The 22,719-nt window shown below is 41.3% G+C and carries 16 protein-coding genes and 1 pseudogene; 7 read left to right on the forward strand and 10 right to left on the reverse strand.

Annotated features, from left to right (window positions below):
* Both H8B21_RS02155 and H8B21_RS02160 read right to left on the reverse strand, forming a co-directional pair.
* Positions 1–3,015, reverse strand: a complete 3,015-nt coding sequence (locus H8B21_RS02155; RefSeq protein WP_190312139.1) for a TAT-variant-translocated molybdopterin oxidoreductase — start codon at positions 3,013–3,015, stop codon at positions 1–3.
* 39 nt (positions 3,016–3,054) lie between these two features.
* Entirely contained in the window at positions 3,055–4,338 is a 1,284-nt protein-coding gene (locus H8B21_RS02160; protein WP_190312140.1) for a cytochrome c3 family protein, read from the reverse strand.
* A gap of 292 nt (positions 4,339–4,630) precedes the next feature.
* Between H8B21_RS02160 and H8B21_RS02165 the strand changes: the two genes are divergently transcribed.
* Entirely contained in the window at positions 4,631–5,116 is a 486-nt protein-coding gene (locus tag H8B21_RS02165; protein WP_190312141.1) for a methionine-R-sulfoxide reductase, read from the forward strand.
* On the opposite strand, the gene H8B21_RS02170 is transcribed toward H8B21_RS02165, so the two are convergent.
* The gene (locus H8B21_RS02170) at positions 5,106–6,104 is read right to left on the reverse strand and encodes a LacI family DNA-binding transcriptional regulator (RefSeq protein WP_190312142.1); all 999 of its coding nucleotides are present in this window, start codon (positions 6,102–6,104) and stop codon (positions 5,106–5,108) included. The two genes, H8B21_RS02165 and H8B21_RS02170, sit on opposite strands and share 11 nt — an antisense overlap.
* Before the next feature lie 78 nt (positions 6,105–6,182).
* On the opposite strand from H8B21_RS02170, the gene H8B21_RS02175 reads away from it, so the two are divergent.
* Complete coding sequence (locus tag H8B21_RS02175) at positions 6,183–6,515, forward strand: DUF493 domain-containing protein (protein ID WP_190312143.1); 333 nt, start codon at positions 6,183–6,185, stop codon at positions 6,513–6,515.
* 68 nt (positions 6,516–6,583) lie between these two features.
* Here H8B21_RS02175 and pnp read toward each other — a convergent pair whose 3' ends face one another.
* From pnp to H8B21_RS02190, 3 genes are all read right to left on the reverse strand, one after another.
* Entirely contained in the window at positions 6,584–8,758 is a 2,175-nt protein-coding gene (gene pnp, locus H8B21_RS02180; RefSeq protein WP_190312916.1) for a polyribonucleotide nucleotidyltransferase, read from the reverse strand.
* Positions 8,759–8,929: 171 nt separating this feature from the next.
* Entirely contained in the window at positions 8,930–9,211 is a 282-nt protein-coding gene (gene rpsO, locus H8B21_RS02185; RefSeq protein WP_190312144.1) for a 30S ribosomal protein S15, read from the reverse strand.
* A gap of 80 nt (positions 9,212–9,291) precedes the next feature.
* Complete coding sequence (locus H8B21_RS02190; protein WP_190312917.1) at positions 9,292–10,503, reverse strand: heparan-alpha-glucosaminide N-acetyltransferase domain-containing protein; 1,212 nt, start codon at positions 10,501–10,503, stop codon at positions 9,292–9,294.
* A gap of 235 nt (positions 10,504–10,738) precedes the next feature.
* On the opposite strand from H8B21_RS02190, the gene H8B21_RS02195 reads away from it, so the two are divergent.
* The 5 genes and pseudogenes from H8B21_RS02195 to bla all read left to right on the forward strand — a co-directional run bounded on the left by H8B21_RS02195 (position 10,739) and on the right by bla (position 19,509).
* On the forward strand, positions 10,739–11,938 hold the full coding sequence (locus H8B21_RS02195; RefSeq protein ID WP_190312145.1) for an ROK family transcriptional regulator: 1,200 nt from the start codon (positions 10,739–10,741) through the stop codon (positions 11,936–11,938).
* Entirely contained in the window at positions 11,935–15,033 is a 3,099-nt protein-coding gene (locus tag H8B21_RS02200; RefSeq protein ID WP_190312146.1) for a SusC/RagA family TonB-linked outer membrane protein, read from the forward strand. The genes H8B21_RS02195 and H8B21_RS02200 overlap by 4 nt, the downstream gene beginning before the upstream one ends.
* A gap of 11 nt (positions 15,034–15,044) precedes the next feature.
* Positions 15,045–16,934, forward strand: a complete 1,890-nt coding sequence (locus H8B21_RS02205; RefSeq protein ID WP_190312147.1) for a SusD/RagB family nutrient-binding outer membrane lipoprotein — start codon at positions 15,045–15,047, stop codon at positions 16,932–16,934.
* A 103-nt stretch (positions 16,935–17,037) separates the two neighbouring features.
* Positions 17,038–18,075: pseudogene (locus H8B21_RS20855) on the forward strand (alpha-L-fucosidase); the annotation flags it as partial.
* Positions 18,076–18,798: 723 nt separating this feature from the next.
* Complete coding sequence (gene bla / locus H8B21_RS20860) at positions 18,799–19,509, forward strand: BlaB/IND/MUS family subclass B1 metallo-beta-lactamase (protein WP_190312918.1); 711 nt, start codon at positions 18,799–18,801, stop codon at positions 19,507–19,509.
* A gap of 328 nt (positions 19,510–19,837) precedes the next feature.
* Here the strand turns inward: bla and H8B21_RS02220 are convergent, their stop codons facing one another.
* From H8B21_RS02220 to H8B21_RS02235, 4 genes are all read right to left on the reverse strand, one after another.
* A complete protein-coding gene (locus H8B21_RS02220; RefSeq protein WP_190312148.1) occupies positions 19,838–20,485 on the reverse strand; it encodes a hypothetical protein in 648 nt (215 codons plus the stop codon).
* 156 nt (positions 20,486–20,641) lie between these two features.
* Complete coding sequence (locus tag H8B21_RS02225; RefSeq protein ID WP_190312149.1) at positions 20,642–20,995, reverse strand: helix-turn-helix domain-containing protein; 354 nt, start codon at positions 20,993–20,995, stop codon at positions 20,642–20,644.
* A gap of 2 nt (positions 20,996–20,997) precedes the next feature.
* Positions 20,998–21,291 (reverse strand): type II toxin-antitoxin system HigB family toxin, encoded by a 294-nt coding sequence (locus H8B21_RS02230; RefSeq protein WP_190312150.1) that lies wholly within the window; start codon positions 21,289–21,291, stop codon positions 20,998–21,000.
* A 142-nt stretch (positions 21,292–21,433) separates the two neighbouring features.
* Positions 21,434–22,705 (reverse strand): hypothetical protein, encoded by a 1,272-nt coding sequence (locus H8B21_RS02235; RefSeq protein ID WP_190312151.1) that lies wholly within the window; start codon positions 22,703–22,705, stop codon positions 21,434–21,436.
* Positions 22,706–22,719: the final 14 nt, after the last annotated feature.

Genomic DNA, 22,719 nt, shown 5'->3' on the forward strand with positions numbered 1-22,719 from the left:
TTACGCTTCAAATGTGTTTCTAACTTTCGTCATATAACCAATGTTAGGTTGAACGTTGATCTCTTCCAACACATAGTATACACGTTCGTTACGTAAAGCTTTTGAAACCTCTGATTCCGGATCATTAACATCACCAAAGATGATAGCATTTGCCGAACAAGCTTCCTGACAAGCCATTTTCACGTCGCCGTCTCTCAACTTGCGATTTTCCATCTTCGCTTGTAATTTACCACCTTGAATACGTTGGATACACATCGAACATTTTTCCATAACCCCACGTGAGCGCGTAGTCACATCCGGGTTCAACACCAATTGGGTAAATTCATTGTTCAAATAGTTATCAAAACGAGAATCATTCCAGTAGTTGAACCAGTTGAAGCGACGCACTTTATATGGACAGTTGTTCGCGCAATAACGTGTACCGAAACAACGGTTGTAAGCCATATGGTTAAGACCTTCTGACGAGTGAACGGTAGCCAATACCGGACATACTGTTTCACAAGGTGCGTGATCACAGTGCTGACATAACATTGGTTGGTGAACAACTGTAACGTTCTCATAATCGTAGTCCGTAGCTTTCGCTATTTCCTTCTCTTTCGTTAACTTCGAACCATCTTCTTGCTCTAACGTATAGTAACGGTCGATACGCAACCAGTGCATCTCACGACGACGACGAACCTCATCTCTACCGACAACAGGAACATTGTTTTCTACACTACAAGCCACGATACAAGAACCACATCCTGTACAAGCATTCAAGTCGATTGCCATGACCCATTTATGACCCGGAGATTCAAATTTGTTCCATAAGTCATACGTTTTATGGGAATCTGCAAAACGACCAGATTCTGAATTCGGATCTTTCAAATACTTGGCAAATGTCGTTTCACGTATAATGTTACGACCTTCAATAGTATGGTGTGTTTGGGTTTGTGCCAATTCGTAAGTACCGCCTGCTTTCGCAACATTAGCTTTTGCTTCAAGCTGAACAGTACCGTTAATCAAACGGGCAAACGGATAGGCATTTTGCCCTACGTTATTTCCCGCTTTACCAACTTTCGTACGACCATAACCAACAGCAATAGAAACGGTGCCTAAAGCTTGACCAGGCTGCCATACAACAGGTAGCTCTACAGAATACCCGTTGGCTTCTACCGTAACCTTACCGTTCTCTCCTAAGCCCAACTTCTCTGCATCGCGTGGGTTCAATGCCGCATAGTTGTCCCAAGTTACTTTTGACACAGGATCAGGTAACTCTTGTAAAAATGCGTTGTTCGCGTAACGACCATCACGTATAACAGTCGATTCGTATAATTTCAATTCGAAATCGCCAGCGATAGCTTTTGAAGTAGTGCCTATAGCATTTACTACTGCACTAACATCAACATTAGCCGTATAGGAAGATCCTACCGACGAACCTTTATAGATAAAGCCCGTTTGTAAAACATCATTCCATGACTTACCTGTACCAGCGAGAATATTTTCTTCCCAATTCTTTCTTACGAAATCATAGATATTGGTATTGTCACCTGCCCAAACCAACAAGCTCTGCTCTGCTTGACGCGTATTGAAAACAGGGTTGATAGTTGGCTGTATAATCGTAAAGTATCCTTCTTTAGCAGAAGCATCACCCCATGATTCTAAGAAGCTAGAAGCTGGAGCAATTGCTTTCAATGTGGATGCTGTTTCATCAGCACGATCAGCAAAAGAAAGTGTAAAATCTATTTTGGAAAGTGCATTGGTTACATCTGCTGCTTTAAAGTAATCGTAAACAGGATTACTGTTTAGGAATAGAGCCGCACCTATCTGTCCCGCTGCGGCTGTTGACAAGAACTGCTGGAATGCTGCATCAGAACCTTGATATTGCTTTGAGTAATTATCTAAATCAATAATGGCTCCGTAAGCACCCAAAGCACTGTTGATTGCATTCGCCAAAAGTTGAATATTGACATCGTTAGAACCTGCAACCACAACAGCATTTCCTCTGTTGTTGGTCAGTTCTTTTGCCGCAAGGGCTATTGCTGTTTGTGCCTTTTTATTGGAAACACCACCAGCTAAAGACTGTCCGGTAATGGCATTGTATAACGAAACCAATACAGCACCCTCTTCGGAAGGCTTGATAGCAATACGCACATCTGCATTAGAACCAGTCATGCTCAATCCCGATTCAAACTGAATATGACGTGACATTCTACCATTTTTCAATGATTTGTAGTCACGATTCTGAATGTAATCTTGTGTATGTTCTTCACCCGCTAACCAAGCACCTAAAAAGTCGGCCGCTACCGAAACCACGACATTAGCGTTTGCAAAGTGATAAGAAGGTATTACAGCTTTTCCGAAACTCGTCCTATTAGCTTCTATGATACCGCTGTACGATACCGCATCAACCTGTATATGTGCTGCTGTCGGATATTTAGCTATAAATGCGGCAATAGCAGCTAGTGCAGATGGACTATTTACCGTATTAGAGACAATCGCAATTTGTTTTCCTGCCGTTGCGGCTTTATTTAAAGCATCTATTACTGTTGCGTCTAATGTAGACCAGTCTACATCCTTACCATCCAATTGCGGGTTTTGCAATTTGGACATATCGTACAAATCCAAAACAACAGCTGCAGTAGTTGCGTCTGTACCTTGGTTTAAGCCGATAGAATTTGGATTTGCAGCAAGAGAAATCGGACGTCCTTCACGGGTTCTTACCAATACACTCTGACCATTAAAAGAAGAAGCATAATAGTTCGGGATACCCGGTGTTACTTCCTCTGGTTTGATTACATACGGTACTGCTTTATGGACAGGTGTACGATTACACGCTGCCAACGTTACAGCCCCTAAACCGAATCCTAAAGCTTTCAAAAAGTCACGACGAGGTGTTCTCGTGCTTAAACCTGCTTCATTTAATACATCTTCTACAGGAATAGGTTCAGCAAACTCCCCCTTATTGTTCTCTATGAACGCAGGTGTTTGTTGCAATTCTTCCAAACCTTTCCAATATTTTTTATTGCTATCCATTTAAGCTGTATATAAGATTGCGTATTTCTAAATTAATTATTAATAGTGACACTTACCACACTCCAAACCACCAATCATTGCAGCGGTCATCTTCTCACCCTTCTTCAATTTCTCGTGTGCTTCGATCAACTGGTCGTAGTATTCATTGTTAGCGTCTACTTCTGTGGTCTTATGACAATCCACACACCATTTCATAGTTAAAGGAGAGTACTGGTAAACCTCTTCCATTGTCTCTATCGGCCCGTGACATGTTTGACATTCTACACCAGCCACAGATACGTGTTGTGAGTGGTTAAAGTAAGCAAAGTCAGGCAGATTGTGAATCCTTACCCATTCAATAGGTCTTGGATTATCTCCATATTCCCGTGTAGCTGGATCATAATCCAACGCTTTATATATTTTTGCGATTTCCGGAGAAGTCTCGCCATCATAATGATCCGCAGCAGTAACGGTGTTATGACAGTTCATACATACGTTAGCTGAAGGGATAGATGCATTTTTCGACTTATATGCTCCTCCGTGGCAATATTGACATTCGATTTGGTTAACCCCCGCATGAATTTGGTGAGAAAATTTAATAGGTTGCACAGGTTGATATCCCGTATGGACACCTACATTCCACATTACATTCCATCCCCACACACCTAAAAATGCCACCAGCATCAGAACAGCAAAACCGACCAATTTCTTATTACGCACAAAAGCTTTGGCAAATTTACCGAAACGGTCTTCCTTATATACCTCGTTCTCAGCTTGTGCCGCTTCGATCGCAGCCTGATTGCTTGCGATCACCTTCTCTAAAGTAGAGATTACGCGATTTAAGACAACAATAACAATAATTGCTAAAACGACGATGGCAAGCAAACCAAGAATCATTAGCGTATTAGCATCGCTTGATTGTGCAGCACCAGCACCGCCAGTACCGGCATCACCTCCACCCTCCGCAGCTTTCGCTTCTTCAGCATCTACATAGGCAATGATACTTTTGATTTGGTCATCAGACAAATCCGTAAAAGATGTCATTACCAATTTATTCCAATCATTGAAAAGCTGAACTGCAGTCTCATCGCCAGAAGCAATCATTGCCTGCGAATTGTGAATCCAGGATATCAACCACTCTTCCGAATGCCTTTCTGACATCCCCGCCAACGCCGGACCTACCATGTTTCTTGTCACACTATGACAAGTTGTACATTTCGATTTGAAAAGGGTCTCCCCCTCTTTAACATCCTGCGCATGCGCCATTGTAACGGCAAAGAACAACATCATTCCAACTGACACTGTCTTTGCAAGTCTTCCCAAAACGGATGAGATATTTCTCATATTTAGCACTTTATACTATTTATTTATGATATAAAACTTTTAAAATACTCGTCTAAGCGGTTTAAACCCTCCAAACAATGCACAAAAGTATAACTATTTAAGCAATCAGTGACAATTTAATGACGCAAATTAACAATTTAAAACCATTCTAAATAATTCAAGAAAACCCTATAAAAATGGCTCATTTCCCTATTCGAAAACTATAAGTTTTTAAGGCTAACGATCTAAAAAAAGAGAAATTCTTGACATATACTAAACAAAATTATAAGGAAAGTTCACGAACTTAGATTCTATGTTTAATTATCGGGTACTCTTATTGTTATTATCTGCTACAATATATGCTTGTAGCCAGGCATCCGTATCACACACAAACAAGGAACAAACATCAACTTTTAAAACTATGGCAGACAGCACAAAATACAACAAACTTACACCTGAAGAAGAGTATGTCATTGTACATAAAGGCACAGAAAGACCTTTTACGGGCGAACTGCTTAACAATAAAGAAGAAGGGACATATATATGCAAGCGATGCAACGCGCCCTTATATCATTCGCACGACAAATTTGAGTCACACTGTGGTTGGCCAAGTTTTGACGATGAGATTCCGGGCGCAGTAAAGCGTGTTCTCGACGCCGACGGCCGACGTGTAGAAATTCTATGTGCTAAATGTAACGCTCATCTTGGTCACGTATTCGAAGGAGAACGATTCACGTCCAAAAACACACGCCATTGTGTAAATTCCCTATCCATGAAATTCATACCTGCTAAGAAATAGATGATTCACGCACAATTAACGTAGAAGGAACAAGCACGCTACGCACCTCTTTCAACTTTCCTTCGATTTCCATCGTCAATGTCCGCATCAGTTCCTCGGCTATTCGCTCCGCATCTTGTGCCACCACGGAAACGGCAGGTGAGTGAAGCGCAAACAGCATATGGTCGTCAAAAGCTACCATTCGTGGCAAAACAGCAGTTTGTCCCTTAATAGCTTTTAATCCGTTAATAGCTAAATGATAGCTGGCAAACAATACGGCATCTAGTTTATTATCCACGATAAACTCTATCATCTGTTCCCCCATCTCACTCACCGGACTTTCAGCGCTCAGTTTTCGAATAAAAGGCTGCATACGAAATTCATCCATAGCATCCATGTAACCGTCCAGTCGGCTCCGTATGTGTGTCTGATTAGAATATAAGGACACCAAGCCTACCCTTTTGTTTTCCTGTTCCAATAGGTGCTTAGTTGCATCATAAGCTCCTTGTCTGTTATCGGAAACAACGTAACTCGTTTCGACTGTTGGTAGAAACCGATCGAACAGTACCATGGGAATAGGTGGCTTCATCTTACCGATTGTTTCTTCGAAATCTTCCGGCGGAACAACGATCAGTCCATCAAACTCCTTTTCTATACATAATTGAATATATTGCCTCGTCTTATTTATATCATTTGATGTATCATAATAAAGAACATGATATCCAGATGCAGCACCCATTTTCTCAATGTGCTTACCGACCTCTGAAAAGAGCGGATCCGTGATATTCTCCAACAATAACGCAAGCACTTTAGTTCGTCCTACGGACTTCCTTATCAACTGGCTTGGCTTATAACCTACCTTTTTCACATAATCCAACACCCGTTTATTCAGCGCATCGCTGATTCTTCTTTCTTTAGCTTTGCCGTTCAAAATAAAAGACACCGTGGTAATGGACGTCCCCATTGCTTTTGCTATATCACTAATCGAAATCCGTTTTTTAGTTGCCATAACGGATTCCAATCTACTAAAAATTTTCCAGACCCCATGGTACGCTTATTGATAAAGTATAACAAAGGAGAAAAAACAATGAGTGAATTTAATAATGATATTCATATTCAAGACCTTCCTGATGACGGAGGCAACAACTCAACAGAATTCTATGACAACTTCCGTGCGAAGTTAAATTCCGTAGAACAGTTTCCCTCGATATATACTTTCAAATTTATAGTAAAAGCTAAAAACAACACGGAAGACGATGTAAAACAAATATTTACACACGATAGCACAAAGTTTTCGGAAAAAGAGTCATCTGGCGGAAAGTATAAATCCATTACTGTGGAAACGTTCGTAAACAATGCGGAAGATGTGATCGATTATTATAAAAAGGTGTCGAAGATAGAGTCGGTCATTATGCTTTAGAGAAGGCTAACAAAAGGAGAGGGCTGTCAAATTGACAGCCCTCTCCTTTTTTATAAAAGACAAAAATTTTATGCTTTCGGCACATCCTTGGTCTCTGTTTCTGATTTAGGCTTATCTTCTCTCGGCGGGCGAGGTAACAATGCCTTACGGGATAATTTTAGTTTTCCTTGTTTGTCAATATCCAACAATTTAACTTTTACTATATCCCCTTCTTTCAATACGCCGTCCATGCTTTCCAGGCGTCTCCATTCAATTTCAGAGATATGCAACAAGCCATCTTTACCCGGCATAATCTCCACAAATGCACCAAAAGGCATAATCGATTTTACTTTGCCCTCGTACACCTCTCCAACTTCTGGTTTAGCAACAATGGCTTTAATACGTGAAACAGCTGCATCAATAGACGCTTTGTCATCTGCAAACACCTGTACGATACCTTTCCCGTCAACTTCCTCAATCGAGATGGTCGAACCTGTTTCACGCTGCATTTCCTGAATAATCTTTCCACCCGGCCCAATAATAGCACCGATAAACTCCTTGTCGATCGTAAAAGATACAATACGAGGAGCGTGTGGTTTATAATCTTCACGAGGCGCGGCAAGCGTTTTCTTCATCTCACCCAAGATATGTAAACGAGCTTCTTTCGCTTGGTCTAAAGCTTGCGTCAACACTTCCCACTTCAACCCGTTAATCTTCAAATCCATTTGACAAGCGACAATACCGTTCTCCGTACCGGTTACTTTGAAGTCCATATCACCCAAGTGATCCTCATCCCCCAGAATATCCGAAAGGATAGCATATTTACCGGTTTTTTCATCGGTAATAAGCCCCATGGCAATACCTGAAACTGGTGCTTTTAATTTTACACCTGCATCCATTAGCGCTAATGTCCCTGCGCATACAGTAGCCATAGAGGACGAACCGTTGGACTCTAAAATATCAGAAACCACCCGAATCGTATATGGATTATCGTTGTCTGCAGGAAGCACCTGTTTCAGCGAACGCATAGCTAAGTTACCGTGCCCTACTTCACGACGACCCGGCCCGCGATTTGGACGTACCTCGCCCGTAGAAAATGCAGGGAAATTATAATGTAAAATAAACTTGCTGTATCCATGAATGAATGCGCCATCAATCATTTGTTCATCATCTTTCGCACCGAGTGTAACAGATGTTAATGATTGTGTCTCTCCACGAGTAAAAACAGCTGACCCATGTGCCGCTGGCAGATAGTCTACTTCAGACCATATCGGACGAACGGTACGTGCGTCACGACCATCCAGACGGATTCCTTCGTCCAAGATTAAATTTCGGACAGCCTCATACTGGACGTCGTGGTAGTATTTCTTCGCCAGAAATTCTGTTTCCTCGTCAATCTCCTCACCCAATGTGATAAAAAACTCATCACCTATTTCCGCAAACCTGTCTGAACGCTCATGTTTTGAAGATCCAGATTTCGCCACTGCATATACCTTATCATAGGTAGCCGCAAAAACAGCATCCCGTAAATCAAGATTCGAAGGCTCATGATTACCGTCACGTTTTACACTAGCTCCAACCAAATTAGCCAATTCAATTTGTGCAGCGACTTGCTTCTTTATAGCCTCATGAGCAAAAGCAATAGCTTGCACCATTTCAGCTTCGGAAATCTCTTTAGATTCTCCCTCTACCATAACGATATCTTGAGCAGAACCCGCTACAATATATTCCAATGTAGCATTTTCCAATGCAGATAAACGCGGGTTAATAACCAATTCACCATTAACTTTCGCCACACGAACTTCCGAGATAGGACCGTTGAAAGGGATATCGGAAACTGCTATCGCCGCCGATGCTGCCAAACCAGCCAAAGCATCCGGCATAATATCTTTATCCGCAGAAATCAAGGAAATCATCACTTGTGTATCTGCATGGTACGTATCGGGGAACAAAGGACGTAATGCTCTATCCACCAAACGGGAAATCAAGACCTCATAATCTGATAATCTTGCCTCACGGCGTAGAAAACCGCCGGGAATACGACCTGCTGCTGCATATTTTTCTTGATAATCAACTGAAAGCGGAAGGAAATCCACACCTTCTTTTGGTTCTTTTGCCGACACTACCGTTGCCAGCAACATCGTATTGCCTTGCTTTAATACTACTGAACCATCAGCTTGCTTTGCTAATTTGCCAGTAGACAACTCGATCGGGGCTAATCCATTGCCCAAGTCGATCGTAACTTTTTTTTCGTTATAACTCATTTGTAATTTCAATTCGACATACGGGTTCATCTTTTTTACTATTCTTCGTATGCCATCTTATTTATAGACCTTTAAAATCCCTACAAAGGTAAATAATAAAAACAAAAAATTCACACGTAAAAAAAAGCCGCTCACAATCGTAAACGGCTTCTTCTTTAATTTCCTAAAAGCTTATTTTTTGATGATATCACGCAAGCCCAATCCTTTGATAATAGCACGATAGCGCTCGATATCTTTTTTGTACAGGTAAGCTAATAATGAACGACGCTTACCCACTAATATTTGCAGGGAACGTTGTGTGTTAAAATCTTTTCTGTTTTTTTTCAAATGCTCCGTTAAGTGAGCGATTCTTTTAGTGAATAAAGCCACTTGGCCCTCTGTAGAACCAGTGTTTGTTGCTGAACCCGCAAATTCTGCGAAGATATCAGCTTTGTACTCTTTACTTAAATACATTTCTTGAATAATATTAAAGCGTTAAAAAATTATTAATCGAGCGCAAAGATAGAGATTAAAAACTGAAAATTAAAAATCCCTCACACTTTAATATATATCTTCTTCTTATCTAATATGTAGCAGATTCCCCACATGATTCCCAAAAAACAAAGGGAATAAACAAATGATCCCAATTCTGGCGGACCAGGAATTTTTGCACACACATATTTGTAAAACCAAGACAAAGCCGTTAAATACTGTGGCACGCCCTCTGGAGAAACACCATCAGAAACACGAAACAGGCCTAAAAATCGTGGCAACAGGCCACTAAGCACAAAAATAAATAGCGGGTTCTTGCCAAAAACATCAAAAAACCTTGTCAAGGTATTCTTTATTTCTTGTACTTCAATAAACCAAATCATCACGCCCAATGAAAGAATACCCAAACCTGTCGTATAAAGCACATAAGAACTTGTCCATATTTTCTTATTAATTGGGAAACCCAACGACCAACTCCATCCTAGTACCAAAAGGATAAAACCTGTCATCATGAATGCAGCCAACAACTTGAAATGAGCTTCTGTAGTCTTGGGCGCTTTCGCCCATAGCCAATCGACTTGTCCCTGTTTTCGAATAAATGTTCCTGCCAGACAACCAAAAACCACTTGCACGATAGCAGGTATGGTGCTCATTAAACCTTCGGGATCGAAAGGCACTCCTTCTCCCTTATACATATGGGCAACACCCAATACTCGCTTGTCGACAGCCGTCCCAAACCATCCTTCCAACGAATACGGATCCCCCTCTCCCAGAAATGCACAAAGCCCCCAATAACCCAGCAAGATTAAAGCGGATAAGTAAACTAAGCTTTTTGGTTTAAAGAAATAAACCAAAATAGAAGCAAAAAAATAAGACACAGCGATACGCTGCAAAACACCGAATATACGGACACCACGCTCTCCATTACCCGAATCCACCCACTCCCGAAACCGCAAATCATCCCCTACCCATTGCACAAACGGCCACCAGTTTAAAAATAGGCCAATGGCAAAAATCAATAAAGTCCTTTTTATCACTTTCCTCCAAAACACTGCCTGTCCCGCATCTTGCAACCTGGGAATAACAAACGCCATTGCATTTCCAACAGCAAACAAAAAGAAAGGAAAAACGAGATCCGTAGGAGTACAACCATGCCAGGCAGCGTGCTTTAAAGGGGCAAACATATAACCCCACGTTCCGGGGTTATTAACCAAAATCATTAACGCCACAGTTGCCCCTCTAAATACATCTAGGGAATAATAACGTTGCTTCATCATCGTCATTTAGATTATAAAGAATATTAGAAAACGAAGCTATGAAATTACTAGAAAACCTCTCTACCCAACCACAGTTTTGTTACAATAGCCGAATTCTTTATGTAAAAAGAGTCTATTTAACACATACTTTTAAAAAAAATTAAAAAGTATTTTGAAGTTATTAATTAACAATCATATATTAGCCATCATAAATAATTTAAAAAGCTGACATAAACTATAATTAAGACAAGCCATGGAGAGCCTACAACTATCTATCTTACGGGCTTTATATTTTTCTCCCAACCAATCCATTGCGGAGTTGAGCGATTGGATCGGTAAGAGTATCCCGCTGATTACAAAAGCAATTAATGAACTTCTTGATGCCGAACTGGTTATAAGTTGTGGTTTGCGTGCGTCTACCGGTGGCCGGCGGGCGGTGCACTTTATGCTAAACAGCGAAAAACACGGCTGTATCGTCGTTGTCGCGATGGATCAGTACGCCACGAACATTACTGCCGTTAATCTCGCCAATCAGCAACTCCTACCTACGAAGAAAATAACGACCCTTTTATGGGATGACCCCCATACTTATAGTAAGATAATCGATTCGTTAACTACCGTTATTTCTGAATTCCCAAAAGATAAAATTCTAAGCATAGGTATTACTATGCCTGGTTTCGTGGACTCAAAAAAAGGCATTAACAATTCTTTTTCACCACAGTCTCCACTATATAAGCTTCAGGAAAATATTCAATCGCATTTTGAAATTCCTACTTATCTAGAAAACGACTCGGCTGGCATCGCGATTGCCGAAAAGAATTTTGGTTTAATCAAAGATGTTGCTGATGCGCTGGTTGTTAATTTGAACTGGGGAGTTGGTTTAGGAATGATTGTCGATGGCAAACTCTTTCAGGGGCACAGCGGATTTGCGGGAGAGTTCAGCCATATCCCTTTGGCTAATGAAGATAAACTTTGTTCATGTGGCAAAAAGGGCTGTTTGGAGGTAGCAGCATCGTTATTATGCGCCATTGAATATATTGTCGAGGCTATCCAAGAGGGGCAGCGCTCATCTCTCGAAAAAACGTATCTAAAGCATAAAAACCTTACGCTAGAAGACGTTTTCGAAGCTTATTTAAAGGGCGACCAAGTGACTATTATCGCCATTAGGAAAATAGCTTACATGCTCGGAAAAGGGATCGCAACGCTCATCCACATTCTAAATCCCGAAACTATTATTATTAGCGGAAAAGGGGCCATGTTCGGCGATGTATTATTGCCCCAGATTCAATCTTCCATACAAGAATACTGCATACCGCGCCTAGCAAAATGCACGACCATACAAATATCAGAAATTAAAGACATCCAATTGCTTGCATCCACCTGCATAGCAGTGCAGCAGATGCATTGGGACATAAACACACAAAACAAACAATTAACTAAAGTAAAACGATGAGCAAACTTTACAGACAATGTTGCAGTTTGGCGTTGATTATGCTGCTTAGCGTAACGATGTTATTTGCACAGCAGACCGTTACGGGGATAGTAACGGATGCAAATGGGGCACTCGCCGGTGTTACCGCAACCGTAGTTGGCACGACGGTAGCCGTACAGACTGATGCAGAAGGACGTTATTCTATTCAGGCAAACAACGGGCAAACCCTAAGATTTTCCATGATTGGCTACCTACCACAGGATCTACCTGTTTCTGGAACAACATTAAACGTCACTCTACAGGAAGATGCTGGAGCGATTGATGAGGTTGTAGTGACGGCGATGGGTGTCAAACGCGAGCGAAGAGCCTTAGGATACTCATTTCAAGAAGTACAGGGTACGACGCTAACCGAATCTCGGGAAAACAACCTTGCTAATGCACTAGCCGGTAAGGTAGCGAATTTACAGGTAGTAAAAGGATCAAACGGACCATCCTCCTCCTCGAAAATTATTTTGAGAGGATTTAACTCCATAGCAGGAGACAATCAACCGTTGATTGTTGTGGACGGCGTCCCCATGGACAACTTCGTCGGTGCAGATAACAACAACTTTTGGAATCCGACAGCTGATATGGGAAGCGGTTTGGGCGACATTAATCCCGAAGACATTGAAAGCATGTCCGTTTTAAAAGGTGGTGCAGCCTCTGCATTGTATGGTTCACGTGCATCCAATGGGGTTATCCTCATTACCACCAAAAGCGGACAAGCCAAGGAAGGTGTTGGCATTTCATATTCAACCATTACAGGTATCGAAAATATTTTCATGACGCCGAAACTGCAGAACAATTTCTCCCAAGGAGAAGGCGGCGTATATGGGGAGCTGTCAACCTATTCTTGGGGCTCGAGGATTGAAGGACAACAAGTGAATATGTGGGATGGTTCTACAACAAACTTGCAAGCCTATGACAACATGGGTAATTTTTTCCGGACGGGTCTCAGTACTACTCAAAACGTCAATTTCCAACAAGCTATTTCAGACAAAGTAAATCTGTATTCATCAGCCACCTATTTACATGATAACAGCAAAGTGCCGGGCATGAAACTAAATCGGCTGAACTTACTAAATCGCGTAAACGCCAACTTCGGCTCCAGAAATCAATGGAGTACAGACGTGAAAGTGCAGTATATGCGAAACATGGCATACAACCGTGCCGTTGGGGGACAAAATGATGGGAATTATTATTCCCAAGTCCTTCTATTTCCACGTTCGTTTGATCTTTCGCAGTTTGAGCCAGGAATGGATCAATTGGGCGCCCCTCAGACGTGGTTTCTAGACACAGGCATAAACCCTTATTGGGCCGCCCACAATAAATTAAGCAACGATACACGTGATCGGTACCTGATGAACGCAACCGTCAAATACGATTTCAACGATTGGTTGAGCGCTGACGTCCGGTTTGGTTCTGACAACTATTCTACGAAATACGAATCGAAGACCTACTCGGGTAGCAACATCAATAATTCTTATTCGACTGGAACAGATCGGTTTTTTGAAAACAATTATATTGCCAGCATTCATGCACAAAAGGATAACCTCTGGGGGAAATGGGGCGGTAGCGCTTCATTGTATGGGCAGATCATGGAAAGAAATAGAACAGGTCTACACGCCACTGCTGGTGAATTGCGGATTCCAGATTTATTCACTATCGGTAACTCCGTAGGTAACCCAAGTATCGAAGAAACTATCAACAAAAGCCAGATTAATTCCGTTTATGGAAGCGTAGATATTAACTACGATAACGTTTGGTACATTACATTGACAGGTCGTAACGATTGGACGTCCACGCTGCATCCAGACAACAAAAGCTTTTTCTACCCTTCTATCAGTACCTCATTAGTTGTATCGGACTTAATCCGGGAAAATATGCCGACCTGGTTTAATTTCGCGAAAGTTAGAGCCTCCTATGCCGAAACGGGTAGAGACATGGGGGCCTATCAGTTGTATAACGTCTATGCGGTTGGCAATGACCCAAGAGGTGTTACCACCTCTAACAGAGGAAACATTTTGTTCGACCCCTCAGTGGTTAACGAGCTTCAAAAAGGCCTCGAATTTGGGCTGGAGACACGGATGTTCGATAGCAGGATCGGATTAGACTTGACTTACTATAAAAACAACTCTACAAATCAATTGCTTGATATTCCGATGAATAATCTCTCTGGATATGGTTTCTTCAAAGCTAATGCCGGAAACATCCAAAACGAAGGATTTGAGTTTGTGCTTAACGCAGATATTTTGAGAAACCCAGATGGCTTGCGTTGGAACGCTTCGGCAAATGTGTCCAGAAATGTAAATAAAATCATTGAATTACATCCCGAAGCTGATCGCCTCGTACTTGGAGGTTATGATAATGTTCAGATATTTGCACAAGCTGGACAACGGTATGGCGCTATCTATGGCACAAAATACCTCCGTGTGGAAGATGCGAGCAGCCCTTATAACGGACAGTTGATTTTAGAATCGGAAACGGGGCTTCCGCAGATGGCTCCAGACACACATCTATTGGGAGATCAGACGGCACGCGCATTAGTGGGTTTGACGAATACCTTTGCCTACAAAAACTTCGGCTTGAGTTTCCAAATTGACGGGCGTTTCGGCGGCAAGATCTTCTCCGGAACAAACCAAAGACTGCAGTTTTTTGGAAATTCCGCGGAAACTGTTGTTAATGGGCAGCGAGAAAATTTTGTTGTAGATGGTGTAATTTGGAATGGCAGTGAGTACATAACCAATACAACTGCTGTGAGACCAGAAGACTATTGGAGTGCGGTAGCCGGCGCCAATAACCTAGGAATCACAGAAGCCAATCTATACGATGCTACCAATATTCGTATCCGAAACTTACAGCTGAATTATACTATTCCAGCCCACCTTTTGAAATCTTCCGTTGTAAAAAACGCTAGATTCGGATTATCAGTCAACAATCTCGCTATGCTTAAAAATAACGCCAACGGTATAGATCCGGAATCAACATTTGCATTGAGTTCAAATGCTGTCGGGTTTGAATATCTCGCTTTCCCAACATCCAGATCTTATTTCTTTAACATATCAGTAGGTTTTTAAATTAAGGAAAAATGAAAAGAATAACTTCTAAAATAGCTATCGCCATCATGATCAGCACGCTCGCAACTTCTTGTAATAAGTTTGAAGAGATGAATATCGATCCTACGCTGGCAGATGAGCAACAGGTCAGACCTGAATACTTTTTGAACAATGCTATCATCGGAGCCCAGCAGGATCCACATATCGGTGAGCGTGTCTATATTTATTATTGGAAAACAGCCGCCCATCATCACTATATGAATGTATTGAATATAGGTGCAGATGACGATACTTATAATGTTGACTACTGGCGCTACTTATCTGAATGGTTAAATAACGCAAATACAGCAATGGAAATTGCTGACGTTAAAGAAGAAAACGGTACGGCCGAAGTATACAACCAAAATCTCAAGCAGGTTGCGCGGATTTGGCGTATATATTTGATGAGTGAATTGACCGACAATTTTGGTCCGGCGCCTATTGAAGCCTTTCAAGGCATCAATCCAAAATTCGATTCTGTAAAAGATGTTTATTACCACATGTTAGAGGAATTGAAAAATGCACCTGCGCAGATAGACGAGTCTATTAGCGCCGCAGATATAAGTGATTGGGATGCTGCGTATGGTTTCGATTGGGACAAATGGATACGTTACGCAAATTCGATGCGCATGCGTTTAGCGATGCGTTTGTCAGAGATAGATCCCACTAAAGCGAAAGCCGAATTTGAAGACGCTGTCGCTTCGGGTCGTTATATTCAAGACGCTTCACATGATTTTAGTGTACAAGAGAAAGATGGTTGGGATCCGTTGGCAGGTGTCATGTCGCGTTCTTGGAATACACAGATTATCTCAACAACGCTCAACAACCTTTTTATTGGATTAGGAGGGATTGAAACGGCGGATCAGTTTACAAACCCTGAAATTCTTGGTGCCATCAAGAACGAGAACGATATGGGCATCCGATACCTAAATAACTTTTCAACAAGATCAAATGACCCAAGCCAAGGTTATTATTTAGATGGACTGCCTAATAAAATGGATCCTCGCGCTTACAAAGCATTCTTCGTTCCAGGCAACACCACCGATCCGGAATATTGGTCAGAAGCCTCCAATCAGCGAGCAACCATCACCGTGTCCGATTCAAGAACAGACGAACTGGATACCAAAAACACATGGAATGCCTTTAGCGCCGGAACATGGGGAGCAAAAGGTGCGGCAATGGTATTTCGTGGCCAGAATGGCAGACAACCAGGAATGATTAACAAATTCAGGAATCACTCACAAAGACGGCTATTCTTTGCTTCATGGGAAAGTTATTTCTTAATTGCGGAAGCCGCTTTAAGAGGATGGGCTACGCCCATGTCGGATAAAGCTGCCTACGAAAGGGGTATTGCAGAAAATTTCGCCTACTGGAACGTATCTGAATTTGTAAACGAATACCTGAGTTCCACCGATTATAACAGAGCAGGGACATCCGTAAATTACGATCATGTCACTGAACCTCCTGCAACATTCACTGCTAGCTACAAGGATGCTTACACAAATCAGACGGGAACTGTCCAAATCGCCTATCCATCTAATACGATTTATCAGAATGGTAATGTAAAAAACGACAAGTTGACCAAAATTATCACACAAAAATACATTGGTACATTCCCGTATCTGGCATTGGAAGCGTGGAGCGATCACAGACGGTTGGGGCTGCCTTTCTTTGAGAACCCTGCTGTAGAACAACCGATCCCATCGATACCACAGTTGACTGCTTCTAACTATACGCAAAACCAGGTAAACTTTTTCCCACAAAGATTAAGGTATCCTTCAAGTTTTAGAAATGCAGACCAAAAGAACTATAATGAAGCTGTATCATTATTGGGTGGAGCTGACAATTTATTTACACCACTTTGGTGGGCCAAACAAAACTAAGGCTTGTATTAAAACCCTTACACAAATAGGGCCGTCTAGATTTAAACGGCCCTATTTTATTTATTAATTTCATGTATATTAGGAATTGTCAATCCCATTTAACATGGTACAACATAAGCAATATAAAATCTTTGGATTTATTATAGCACTTTATCTTTTAACCCTTTCGTTTACACAAGCCCAACCTCCTCGTACAGCATGGTTCGAAGACGCACGTTACGGCATGTTTATCCATTGGGGATTGTATAGTGCGGCCGAAGGGTTATGGAAAGGAGAGAAACTCCGTTATGCCAATAATTATGCGGAATGGATACGCTACCGCAACCGTATATCTAAAGAAGCGTATGGCGAATTGGCAAAGCGTTTCGTCTGGGACAAAATTAATCCGGAGGAATGGGTCGTGTTAGCGAAAGAATCCGGTATGAAATACATTATCATCACATCGAAACATCACGACGGCGTAGCACTATGGGACACGAAAGTTGGTGATTATTCCCTACCGAAACTGTCGGGCACAAATAGGGACATTATTAAGGAAATTGCTGATGCTTGTCGTAAACATGAGATGAAACTAGGCTTCTATTATTCGCATTGGCTTGATTGGGAACATCCTTACGCTTGGGACCATAATCAGGAATTAACAGGTCATGTTACGGACGAACAATTCAATCAGTATTGGCAGGAAAAGGCCATTCCACAAATGCGGGAACTCCTAACGAATTATGGTGATATCGCTATGATGTGGTTTGATATGTGGATACCCTACGAGAAGACCATATTCAAAAGAGAACAATTGGAACAAGCCGTTGCTCTTATCCGGGAATTGCAGCCTAATTGCCTAATCAATTCCCGTCTCGGACTACCAACCGACGCCAAATATGTTGACTTTGAAACACTAGGCGACAATCAGTTTGGTACAAGCTATGTCGGCCATCCCTGGGAAACTCCCGGCACGATTGCTCATTCATGGGGTTACAACGGACAAGAAAAAAATTGGAAATCAACAGGTCAACTTTTTGAGTCGCTGATCAGTAATGTAGCCCTCAATGGAGGTTTTACATTGAATATTGGACCAAGAGCTGATGGCACGGTACCTTACGAAAGCATTAGCCGCCTTCATGATATTGGTAAATGGTTAGGTCGATACGGCGAAGCTCTTTATGGCAATACCGGACTTGATCTGCAAGTCAGTCAACATGATTGGGGTAAAATCACAAAAAATAGAAAAAGCAATACCATCTATCTCCATGTATTCAACTGGCCGCTGGACGGAAAGCTACGATTATCAGGTATAAACAGCCCTCCTCAAAAAGCTGAATTGCTATTGGTGAACGGAAGCCAACCGCTGGATTTTGAACAATATGGTCCTCTGACGCACATAAAACTCCCTCAGCAACAAAGTGATCCCTTTATATCCGTTATCCGATTGACATATAAAGATATCGTAACTGTTCCTTCTATTGTCGCCGAGTCTACTTTCGGAGGATTTGCTCTATCGGGAGATAATGCCTCCAATAAGAAAGACATTAACCTTATCCAGCACGACCAAACACGCCCTACATACGTACAGACAACAGGTGAGAAAATATCCTGGAATCTGTATCTTCCAGAGGCCGGAATGTATAATTTAGACTTGTCAGCCCACAACCCTACGAACGAAGATATTCCCATCTCGGTGCGCTTGGGTGACCATATATTGCAGGCCTCTATTGCTCCAAACGGAAAGGTAGTCGCCGAACCAAATGAAGACAACTACACGGATGAGTTTGTAGACAACCGCATTGGTGAAATTACCGTCGATCAAGCAGGTCAATACAGCGTAGAGTTTCAAGTAGAAGGAAACGAGGAGCTATGGCTAAACCGGATCTGGATAGAAAAAGAGAAAGGTACCAAACAAGTCAAACTATCTGGGCAAGAAAAGCCCTTGATCATAGAACAGATCAACCCTAACCTCTACCTTTACACCACCTATCAAGAATATGAAGGCACAAAAGTTTCAGCGAATGCGTTATACCTCATCACAAAAAAGGGTGTATTGCTTTTCGATACCCCGTGGGATTCTACCCAATATCAACCGCTTTTAGATAGTATACAGGAAAAGCACGGTCTGCCAGTCATCGGTGTATATGCCACGCACTGGCACGAAGATCGTGCGGGAGGTTTCGGGTATTATAAAAAAATCGGTATCCCGACTCACGCTACAGCGCGCACCAACGAACTATTGCGTGCGAACAGTAAACCGCTGGCCACACATAGGATCGAAGAAGGTAAGATGTATTCGGTTGGTGGAGAATCTTTTGTATTTGATTTCTTCGGTCCGGGACACTCCATGGACAATGTAGTGGTCTGGTTTCCCGATTACAAAATTCTGGACGGCGGTTGCTTTATCAAAAGTGCCGACGCCAAAAATCTCGGTTTCACTGGTGACGGTAAGGTGGAGGAATGGAAGCCGTCCCTTGCTAGATTACTAGCCCACTATCCAGAGATCAATTTGGTTATACCCGGACACGACGACTGGAAAGCTTCTGAGAAACATATTGACAACACCTTTCAGCTTTTGGGAGAGGAGCATTAAAATAGCAACTTACACTTAGAACAAAATAAGCCCTAAATACGATCGTATTTTAATTGCGGCGTGAAAGGTAGAAAACATTGTTCCCTAGGAGTATACGCTTACCAAAGTGTCGTACTTTTGCGTCAAAAGTGATTACTTTTAACACAAAATGACATACTGATAAACCAGAAGTAATATGCTTTGGGACAACGTGCTATACCGTTGAATCATACGTAATGCTTTTTGAGACATCCGTATTGTCAGATGGGCCAATGGGGATATCTTATCAACTGGAACACGAACAATGCTCACGACTGCACTGACCAGTATCATAAGTGGTAGAACTAGGTTATACCTTGTAAAAGTATCGATCTAGCAGCTCCCAAAAAAACTCTTCGTCCGTGCCGTACTGGTCCAGGATACGTTGCCAGGTTGCTTGACCAAACTGAATCTCATTCCCAAAACTATCTTTATAAATCCACTTATCGAATATATCTTTATCAAAAGAAGCCTTATGCTTATCCCGAGTGTATTCTAGACCTCCCCTCAGGTTTCTCTTGAGTTGTGCTTGAGAGCCATTCACCCGTTCTTCTACATTGATGTTCCCAAAGATATCCTTCCCTTTCTCCAGCTTATAGCCTTTATTATCCTCAATTATTGTCTTATCAAAGATATCTACCTTAAAAGTAGCGCTATAGTCGGTACGTCTGCTATTTTCCCTTACCAACCTCCATAGCAGCCTGACTTGAGCATCCTTATTCCCGCTCAAACCAGGCTCAGCCTTATCTAGATATTTCTTTTCGTACTGATGTTTATTATTGCGACTATCTTTAAATATCAAGTCATCAAAGATATTTTTTTCGAGACTGGCTCTATAATCTCCATCGGCGGATGTATACTGGAGTGCTCCAAAAATATCCGTTTCTATAGCACCCCGCTGTGCAAACAGAACAGAAAACGACAACACTAACGCCACACAAACGATAAATTTCTTCATATCAACAAGGTCTTTACGAGGATAGACTATCTACTTTAGAATTGGTTTATTTATTTCGATAAAAACATTCGCACGAACTCAATTAAGGATACAACCTCGGCCACTTGTCTATGTTCCAGATATAGATGAGAATTGCTCGATTGCTTTGACTCTCTCTTAAGTTTTCAATTCATATTCCTGCACCAAAAAACCCGTTGGAATTTTCAACAATTTTGAAAAGTGTCTAATCATACTAAGCGTTAGCGGTCTTTTATAATTAAGCACCTTGCTGACAGAACTTTTATTTCCTAATTGATTTGGAGTAAACCCGAAATCTTTCATTCTAATTTTAATCATTTCGATTGGATCGATATCGGATACAGGAAAAGTTTTTGCCTCATAGTCAGAAATAAGTGTAACGAGCAACATTTTTTCTTTATGCTCGACAGTTCCCCGTTTGACATACTTTATTTCCTCAAAGCGATTCAATGCTTTTTCGTAATCTTTTTTATCTTCTAATAAATACCACATAGTTATATCGTTTTAGCGTTGATTTTATCGTATTCCTCATGTGTCCCGATGAACCTGATATCAACGTATTTATCCAAATATTCAACTTCAATAATCAATCTATATTTATTTCCTACAATTTTAAATCGCGCCCTGCTTGCGGTAACAATCTTTGAAGTAGGAAAATCTTGCAAGATATCTTGACTTTTCGTCCATTCAGCCAATCTTACTAAGGTTATCCATGCGTCTATGCTTTTCCGACTATTGGCATGCTTCTTCTTAAAAGCGTCCAATAGGCTTAATTTCAATATAATCATATTTTGTACAAAAATAAGGAATAGTTTCCAAATTGGAAACTATTTAATCTACGACTTTACGTCTCCTCTCAAGAGGCTAAGGGGTTGCTAAGAAAAAAAATGGGCGCATACTCAGGAGGCAGATTGCGCGTAAATGGTATAGCTACTTCTTTTCTTGTAACATAACCATATAAATGAAATGCGTCAGCTCTATCAATTTAGCACAATTCGTTTTTAAATCCTTTATCATGGTATCGTTAAGTAGCGACGATTTACTTTGAAAAGACGCTTCAAACGTCCATCTTAATACAGATCTAAGTGAACCCAGGTCTCTATTATAGGTAGCGAAAACCCAATTAAGAGCATATAGCGGACGCTCTTTCTCTCTTGGATCCAAATATTGGTTGTGATAGCTTAATGTTTCAAAAAAAGATGCGTAGTAGGCATTTTCATCATTCTCCGCACGACTTTTCAGACTCGCTCCCTTTCTAACATAAGGTTTAAATATCCAACAAAACTCCGCAAGTTTTATGATGGCTACGTATATATTATACGTCCGGCTGAAATCAGCTGTGTATGCACCATTAAGAACAGAATCCACCCACCAAAAAAACTCATTAATAGTTTCTTCTTTGGTCCTATTTTCAAACATACCAAATAGTACCAGTTGTGGATTTATAATTTCGTCTATCGACAGACTAGAAGGGTATTCGCAAAAATCCAAATACAAGAACGTTCTTGAATCCGGGACGTAATCTTCATAATGGTGTATTAAGTAAGCCATTTCCGTCAATTTTTGAAAGAGTACATAATTATCATATACTTCGCCTCCGTCCATTGCATGGCAAATACTTTTTGGTAAAAATGTATACTCTCCCCAAATCGTGAGGAGTTGTATCCAATCTTGATGTGTCTTTTTATCAAAAGCTGATGCATAAAATGAATAGGGGTCGGCGATCTCATCCAACGTTAACCATCGCACTTTTCCTTTAAATCTAGAAACTACTTCGTTGTAATCATCCTCCTGTTTAAATGGATCATGGTCCTTATCGAATTCCATTCCTAACCACGAATAATCGTCGAAGTAGTATGTACTTTCATGACTATAGTCAAACTTTGGGCGATACTCTTGCTGCTTAGACACGTTATTTATTTCACTCGCAGCACCTTTTTCTTCCTTGTACGTTAAATATAACCAACCCAGGTCTATTAATCTTCTATTCAATTCCAACTGGTAGATCGCATTTCCAGCATATAAATCAGGATAGATGTCATTTGACATCACTGTTCTTAAAAGCTTGTCATTTGCAAGCAAATGGCTTTCATATCCTGCGGCATCAAAAAACTCCCAATATAATGTCAGCATGCTTTCATAAGACATATCACGTTTACTCGTCTCTAAATCGATGAGGCCAATTTGTTTTAATAAATCCATAATATTTATATTTT

Source organism: Sphingobacterium chuzhouense, from assembly GCF_014692525.1.
Taxonomy (GTDB): domain Bacteria; phylum Bacteroidota; class Bacteroidia; order Sphingobacteriales; family Sphingobacteriaceae; genus Sphingobacterium; species Sphingobacterium chuzhouense.